At 58.4% G+C, this 7,143-nt stretch carries 6 protein-coding genes; 1 reads left to right on the plus strand and 5 read right to left on the minus strand.

The features are described from left to right. The 5 genes from EN943_RS33005 to EN943_RS33025 all read right to left on the minus strand — a co-directional run. Window positions 1–703: ATP-binding cassette domain-containing protein (locus EN943_RS33005; RefSeq protein ID WP_164778503.1), on the minus strand; the 703-nt coding region annotated here is incomplete at its 3' end. A 90-nt stretch (window positions 704–793) separates the two neighbouring features. After that, window positions 794–1,933 carry a substrate-binding domain-containing protein gene (locus EN943_RS33010; protein ID WP_127416136.1) on the minus strand — a complete coding sequence of 380 codons (1,140 nt, stop codon included), beginning with the start codon at window positions 1,931–1,933 and terminating at the stop codon, window positions 794–796. A 24-nt stretch (window positions 1,934–1,957) separates the two neighbouring features. Continuing rightward, window positions 1,958–2,338, minus strand: coding sequence for a hypothetical protein (locus EN943_RS33015; RefSeq protein ID WP_127416137.1), 381 nt, complete (start codon window positions 2,336–2,338; stop codon window positions 1,958–1,960). Between the two features lie 15 nt (window positions 2,339–2,353). After that, a complete protein-coding gene (locus EN943_RS33020) occupies window positions 2,354–3,412 on the minus strand; it encodes an amidohydrolase family protein (protein WP_245476064.1) in 1,059 nt (352 codons plus the stop codon). A 232-nt stretch (window positions 3,413–3,644) separates the two neighbouring features. Then, a complete protein-coding gene (locus tag EN943_RS33025; protein ID WP_127416139.1) occupies window positions 3,645–4,367 on the minus strand; it encodes an FCD domain-containing protein in 723 nt (240 codons plus the stop codon). Window positions 4,368–4,618: 251 nt separating this feature from the next. On the opposite strand from EN943_RS33025, the gene EN943_RS33030 reads away from it, so the two are divergent. After that, window positions 4,619–6,574, plus strand: coding sequence for an acetoacetate--CoA ligase (locus EN943_RS33030; protein WP_127416140.1), 1,956 nt, complete (start codon window positions 4,619–4,621; stop codon window positions 6,572–6,574). Window positions 6,575–7,143: the final 569 nt, after the last annotated feature.

Raw genomic sequence — 7,143 nt, forward strand, 5'->3', positions numbered from 1 at the left:
TCACCGATACGCGGTCGCTGATACTGAAGATTTCCTCAAGCCGATGACTGACGTAGATGATTGCAATTCCCCGATCGCGAAGCCTGCGTATCTGCTGGTGGACGATCTTGACTTCCGGCTCTGTCAGAGAAGCGGTCACTTCATCGAAAACCAGGACGCCCGGGTTCCTTTGGAGGGACCGCGCAACGGCAACCAATTGTCTTTCCGCCGGGCCGAGGTCGCCCAGACGTCGGCGTGGATCGATTGAGAGTCCGACTTGCGAGAGAATCTCGCGAGCCTGGGCATGTTCCGCGCTCCAATCAATCAATCCGATCCTCGTCCTGAGAAAACGCGAGCCCAATCGCAGGTTCTCGGTCACGCTCAGATCGGCGACGTACATTGGAATTTGATGGACAAAGCCAATGCCGCTCTCCAGGGCCGCAAACGGATGAGTGAACTTCACCGCAACCCCGGAAAGCAGGATCGATCCGGAGTCCGGTTGATGATCGCCAGCCAAAATCCGGATCAGGGTAGACTTACCGGCTCCGTTCTCCCCGACGAGAGCGTGTACCTCACCGGCCTTGACGTCGAAGCTGACATCGTTGACCGCGACGGTGGGGCCGAACGCCTTGATGACACGGTGAAACACCAGCGCCGGCGCAGCCGTTTGCTCAAGCCGCGGACTTGCCCATTCCGTCCGAAGGTCGTGCGTCGGCGCGTTCATCACCCTACTACGTCCTGCCCCAAGGGAGACACTCCCAGTTTCGCCGATCCGGACGCACAAACTGTGCCGCGCGTCCGGAACAAGCTTCAATCACTGCGCATTCGACCAGAGCTGCTTGTACTTGGCCTTGAAGTCGAAGCCCGTTTCGTACGGCTTGCCTTCCGCAGGCACGTTCGTGCTGTCCGTCAGCTGAATGGGAAAGTCCTTGTTGACGCCGACGGGAGCTCCGGCCAATGCCCGATTGCACTCATCGATGCCGGCCCATGCAACCCATTCGAGGCCCCAGCTGATCGTGGCAGCCTGCGATCCGCCCTTGCGCAGCGAGTCGTAGGAGATCGGCTCGCCGTCAAAGCCAAGTCCCTTTATTTCGTTGCGATCTCTCTGCTTGGCGGTCTCCAGCAGCGGAACTACGGCTTCGTCAAACGGGCCGATCACCCATTTGAAGCTGTCCTTGGGATATTTCGTGAGAATGGCCTGCATCTTGGTGATCTCATCGGTGGCGCCTGACGCCAGCGAGAAATCCTGCACATGCACGATCTTGGCGGTGCCGCCGCCATGCTTTTCTATATAATCCTTGAAGCCATCCAGGCGTACGGTGAGCTGCGGCAGTTGCGGCGCATCGAAGATGACAACGCCGCCGCCGCCGTTGGCCACAACGTACGCACCAAGCAGCGAACCAGCCGCCTTTTGATCAACGCCAAACCCAACGTCGCCGCCATATTCCTTCGGATCGTCGGAAAAGCCGGTCACGAAGGCCACTCCTTTTTCCTTGCCGCGCTTGATTTGGGACCGGATATCGCGGGCAGGCGATGCCAAAGTCAGCACACACTTGACGCCGCGGGTGATGGCGGCATCGACCGCCTTCTGCGCGACGGCAGGATCGCCCTTGTTGTCGATCGGAAATGCTTCCCAGCCGATCGCTTCGGCAGCTTCCTTCGCCGACTTGAATAGAAACTGACACACGTTGAGCGAAAGCGGACACGGCATCACCGCGACGCTGATTTTTGCCGCCGGTTTTGGCGAGCTATCGGCTCCACTCCAAACCACGCCGCCCTGGTCCAGGGGTGCCCGTGACATCTTGCTTTGCTGTCCGGCGGCAACCACTTTCTTGGCATATTCTACCGCATCGTCGGCGGCCGAAGACGCACCGACACCGGCCAGGCAGGCTATAAGGCTGACGGCCAGCACGCCCGCGACCGTTGCCGATTTATTCCCCAGAAGTGTAGACATGTCGTTCTCCCATTTCGCCTGACCTCAGGCATTTGCTTTCTGCATGTGTCGAGTCTGACAGGACCTGTATTTACCAAGACGTTCCCTGTATTCTTTTGTCATTTGGCTTGGGTCCCAGAGATGTCCGTGATCAACACGAACATCGGCTGATGCAATCTCTTCGATTTTCTCCAGTTTTTCTTTTGCTGTGATTTGAAACAGAGCGGAGACCATGCAACCGGGCTCGGTGACGAACAGTGTCACGCGTACGTCGGCCTTGTTTGAGCCCAACGCCGGCGTGACATCGACAGGGCCGACCAAGCCCATCGACACCAGCCCCGCCGGTGCGCCCGCCGCCATGCTGCAAGGATCAAGAATGCCTTCGAGTGTTCGCGCGATGAGATCACGCAGTTCGCTTTCTTGCATCACATCTCTCCTGTTTCAGGCGGCTGGTTGTCGCAGGGCGGAGTACGGCTCGCTCAAGCGTCGCGGTTTGGCGTATTCGTCTGCCACCATGATCTTGCTGACATAATCATCATCGAAGCCGAGCAAGCGGACCGCATTCAGCCCCAAGATCTTCCGCTTGGCCTCTTCGGTGAGTTCCGGGAATCCGTATCCTTCAACGAGATCGCGTGGCATCTCGAGTTTCCAGAACGCCTCTTCGTACCAGCGGGAATGGACAACAAGGCCGCCGATCGCCCAAAGAATTCGATCAGTAAACCCGTTCATCATCAGAGTGCCGATGATTTCAAGGAATTTGCGCGGTGACTTTGCCAGGAGCGCGGTGGTCCCTTCAGTGCTGACGGTGATGTTGGGATGCCACTGCATCTGGGCGATCGTTTCCTCCATGAAGGCCCAGCCCCCATGGACGATCTCGAAATTGATGTCCGGAAACGCGCGCGCGGCCGCGCCTACCTCAAACGGGAAATACGGTTCGATCGGAACGGGCCCCATCACGATGGCTTTATGGATCGCGACGGTCTTCAGGCCATGCTTTCTCACCTTCTCGAAAATCGGATACAGGAGCTCTTCATCGTCGACGAGATAGCTGCGAAGCTGCCCGGAAATCATATCGTGCGGGTAAAGTTTGATGCCGGAAACCTGATGCCGCTCAACGAGCTCATCCACCCGATCGAGTGCATTTGGCTGGTGGGGTGAAACGCCTCCGTAGAGAAACACCCGGCCCGGCCACCGCTGCCGCATTTCCTCGCCCACCCACAGCGGCGATCCGCCATCTTTGAAATATCCGTAGAGCGGCAACTCATGGTATATACACGCATCCGTATGGCTTTCACCAAATAACACTTGTCCTGTGACAATTGGATCGCATATTTTATTGTTAAACGTAAACTCATCCAGAACCAGATCTTCCCGACCGTGCGGATGATATTGGGTATGCATCTGATACACCCCTGATGCAATGCCGTTCGCATAGGGCTGACCGATACGGTTGCTATCCGCAAAACTATACGCGTGCGCAATTGCGTCGAGCACGAACACATCGTTCAACATGGCTTCCTCGCAGGGTCCCGAAAGCGCTCTCAGATGCGCTCCTCAGATCGATCGAACATCCTGTTCGATCGATCAGTCAGCATTCAATGCCAAACGGAGGATCTTGTCAACTGAGGTTCTGTTAAGTCGGCTTTGCTTCCATCACGAGATCCTGAGGCACCGATCTAATGCCGCTGGGTCACGTTTCGTGCATCCACCCCCGTGGGCCTTGCAGGCTGTATCACGGCCGCCCTTCACCCGGCTGGTGATCGCCGTAAACAATCTCAAGGGTCCTGGCCAAGTGACGCGCCAACTCTGCTTCAGCGCCGCTGAGGTCGCGTGAAAGCACGATCTCGGCGAGCAGCTTGTGCTCCGCGATCAGTGTTGTTTGCTGCTCTGCATAGCTGCCCATCATCAAGCGACGATACCGATAGGCCTGATAGTATAGGTCGTCATGGAGCCTTAGCAGGCGCTCCGATCCGCATGCATCGAGGAGCGCGCGATGAAAAGCCTTGTGAACTTGATCGAACTTCGGGTTGCCATCAGCAACCGAGTCCGGTTCCCGCTGGATGCAGCGAACTAGGCGGTGCAATGCAGCAATAATCCCGGCCTCCCATTCATCTGCCCCGTCGCGGATCGACCGTCCCAGCGCCTCGATTTCGATCATTGTACGAATGCGGGTAATGTCGGTTAAGTCGAACTTCGAGAGGTTGGCGACCCGAAACCCTTTCTGTCCTTCCGCGTTGACCAGATCCCGCGCTGCAAGGCGCGATAGCCCCTCCCTAACCGGAGTGGCTCCAATTCCATAGCGCTTCGACAGGGCATGAATGCCCAGCTTCTCGCCAGGTCGCCAGACACCACCAAGGATGTCATGCTGAATCAAACCGGCCGCGCGTTGACTGAGCGTCTCTGTTGTCGGTCGACCGCGGATGGCAGCGTTCGCAAGGCTTCTCGTTTCGCTCATAATTTGACCTAAACCCGCGGTCGCGCCTATCGACCCAGCGGCTGTACGTTGGCGGACGACCCAGGCAAGTCAGAGCACAAGACGGGCGACGGTTAAATACGCACTATGGCGATTGGCACAAACTTGATACATAAATTTGCAATATCGATAATTTTGTGAAATGTAGTTCCTGCTTAGGCTGAGCAGGGGCTTCGAAACAGCTCGCCAGTCGACAAAATGCCTTGGTCGTCATCAATTATTGGGACCGCAGAATGTCTGACAAACTGCTTTGGAAGCCTTCGTGCGCGAGGGTCTCGGCCCTGCCTATAAGCGCTTTCCTGAAGGCCGCGGAAACGAAAGCCGGCGCCACATTCTCCTCCTATGCCGACCTTCATCGCTGGTCGGTCGAGGATCGCGAAGGTTTTTGGGACCTGGTCTGGGATTTCTGCGGAATCGTCGGCGACAAGGGCGAGACCGTGCTTGCGGATGGCGACAAGATGCCGGGTGCCTCGTTCTTCCCCGATGCGACGCTGAACTTCGCCGAGAACCTGCTGAAGAAGACCGGCTCCGGTGACGCGATTGTGTTTCGCGGCGAGGACAAGATCGAGCGGCGGCTGTCGTGGACCGAGCTTCACCAGCTGACCTCGCGGTTTCAGCAGTTGTTCCTGTCGCTCAAGGTGAAGAAGGGCGACCGCATTGCCGCGATGATGCCCAACATGCCGGAGACGATCGCCGCCATGCTTGCCGCCGCCTCGATCGGCGCGGTCTGGTCGTCCTGCTCTCCCGATTTCGGTGAACAGGGCGTGCTCGACCGTTTCGGCCAGATCGAACCGGTCGTCTTCATTGCGCCGGACGGCTACTGGTACAATGGCAAGGCAATCGAGGTCGCCGACAAGATCGTCGCTGTTGCCGCCAAGCTTGAAACTGTCCGCAAGGTGCTGATAGTCGACTATCTCGGCTCATCGCGCGACGTCGCTGATGTCATCGACAAGGCGGTGGCACTGGAAGAGGCGCTGTCGCCTCTCGTCGCCAAGCCCGTTACGTTCGAGCGGCTGCCGTTCTCGCATCCGCTCTACATTCTGTTTTCGTCAGGCACCACCGGCATTCCCAAATGCATCGCCCATTCGGCCGGCGGCACACTGATCCAGCATGTCAAGGAACACCGGCTGCATGCCGGGTTGGTCGAGGGCGATCGTTTCTTCTACTTCACCACCTGCGGCTGGATGATGTGGAACTGGCTGGTGTCGGGGCTCGCTTCGGGGGCCACGCTGCTGCTCTATGACGGCTCACCTTTCTATCCCGACGGTAACGTCCTGTTCAGCTTCGCCGATGCCGAGAAGATGAGCTTCTTCGGCACCTCGGCCAAATTCATCGATTCCGTGCGCAAAGCGGGCTTGAAGCCGATCCGCAGCCATGATCTGTCCACCCTGCGGGCGATTTCCTCCACCGGCTCGCCGCTGTCGCCGGAGGATTTCCGCTTCGTCTATGACGGCATCAAGAAGGACGTGCATCTAGCCTCGGTTTCCGGCGGCACCGACATCGTCTCCTGTTTCGTGCTCGGCGTACCGACGCAACCTGTGTGGACCGGCGAGATACAAGGCCCCGGCCTCGGCCTTGCCGTCGATGTCTGGGACGATGACGGCAAGCCGATCCGCGAGCAAAAGGGCGAGCTAGTTTGCACAAAAGCGTTTCCGTCGATGCCGATCGGCTTCTGGAACGACCCCGGGGGCAAGAAATACCAGACGGCCTATTTCGAGCGCTTCGACAATGTCTGGTGTCACGGCGACTTCGCCGAATGGACCGCGCATGGCGGCATGATCATCCATGGCCGCTCCGACGCGACGCTCAACCCGGGCGGTGTGCGCATCGGCACGGCGGAGATTTACAACCAGGTCGAGCAGATGCCGGAAATCCTGGAGGCGCTGTGCATCGGCCAGGATTTCGACAATGACGTGCGGGTCGTGCTGTTCGTGCGGCTGGCAGCCGGCGTGACGCTGGACGAGGATCTGGAAAAGCGCATCCGGGCGAAGATCCGCACCGGCGCCAGCCCGCGTCACGTGCCGGCAAAGATCGTAGCGGTCAGTGACATTCCGCGCACCAAATCGGGCAAGATCACCGAGCTAGCGGTGCGCGACGTGGTGCATGGCCGCGCCATCAAGAACAAGGAAGCGTTGGCCAATCCGGAGGCGCTGGAGCTGTTCAAGAACCTAGGGAAGCTGACAAACTAAGCAGGTCACGATGCGTGAAAGCGATTCAGCATGATCAGCGGTGAGGGAGAGTGGCTAGCGACGAAGGAGTAACCCATACTGCCCCACAAGGGTGCTCAGACCGATGCCTATCAAACCCGGCAGGTGCCTAGGTCGAAACGTTCACTGCCGCCGCAGCCCCAGCACCGTCGTGGCGAAGGGCAAACGATAAGCGAGCAGTCCCATTCCAAAACCAAAGGAACCCACCCCATGTCCCGGGTTCCGGGTTCCGGGTCGTACGGTTGGCCGTAGGCGCAACCTGTGCACTCAAGCCCCTGGCCCGTTTGCCCGGGACAGATCGCTTCCGCAGTGCCAAGGCGGGCGGCTTGTGCACGAACAGTTACAAATTGGACACGGCCGATTTCGATATGCTCTCAAATCCGATCCCGCGAACGTTGTTGCTGCAATCCCGCGCAAAATAGTTTTAGCCGGTCCATGCCGCTTTCAATCACGGAGTCGGCGCCCGAGAAGGAGATCCGTATGTAGTTTTTCATGTCCGGCCCAAACGCGACGCCCGGTACGATTGCCAGTCGTTCCGTGGAGTAGAGATG

Origin of the sequence: Mesorhizobium sp. M7A.F.Ca.US.006.01.1.1 (assembly GCF_003997935.1) — a bacterium.
In the GTDB taxonomy this organism is placed as follows: Bacteria; Pseudomonadota; Alphaproteobacteria; order Rhizobiales; family Rhizobiaceae; genus Mesorhizobium.

Bases quoted from the DNA above. Each gene is read 5' to 3' on its own strand.
- EN943_RS33015 (WP_127416137.1), bottom strand. From the start codon at position 2,338: ATGCAAGAAAGCGAACTGCGTGATCTCATCGCGCGAACACTCGAAGGC.
- EN943_RS33030 (WP_127416140.1), top strand. From the start codon at position 4,619: ATGTCTGACAAACTGCTTTGGAAGCCTTCGTGCGCGAGGGTCTCGGCC.
- EN943_RS33010 (WP_127416136.1), bottom strand. From the start codon at position 1,933: ATGTCTACACTTCTGGGGAATAAATCGGCAACGGTCGCGGGCGTGCTG.
- EN943_RS33025 (WP_127416139.1), bottom strand. From the start codon at position 4,367: ATGAGCGAAACGAGAAGCCTTGCGAACGCTGCCATCCGCGGTCGACCG.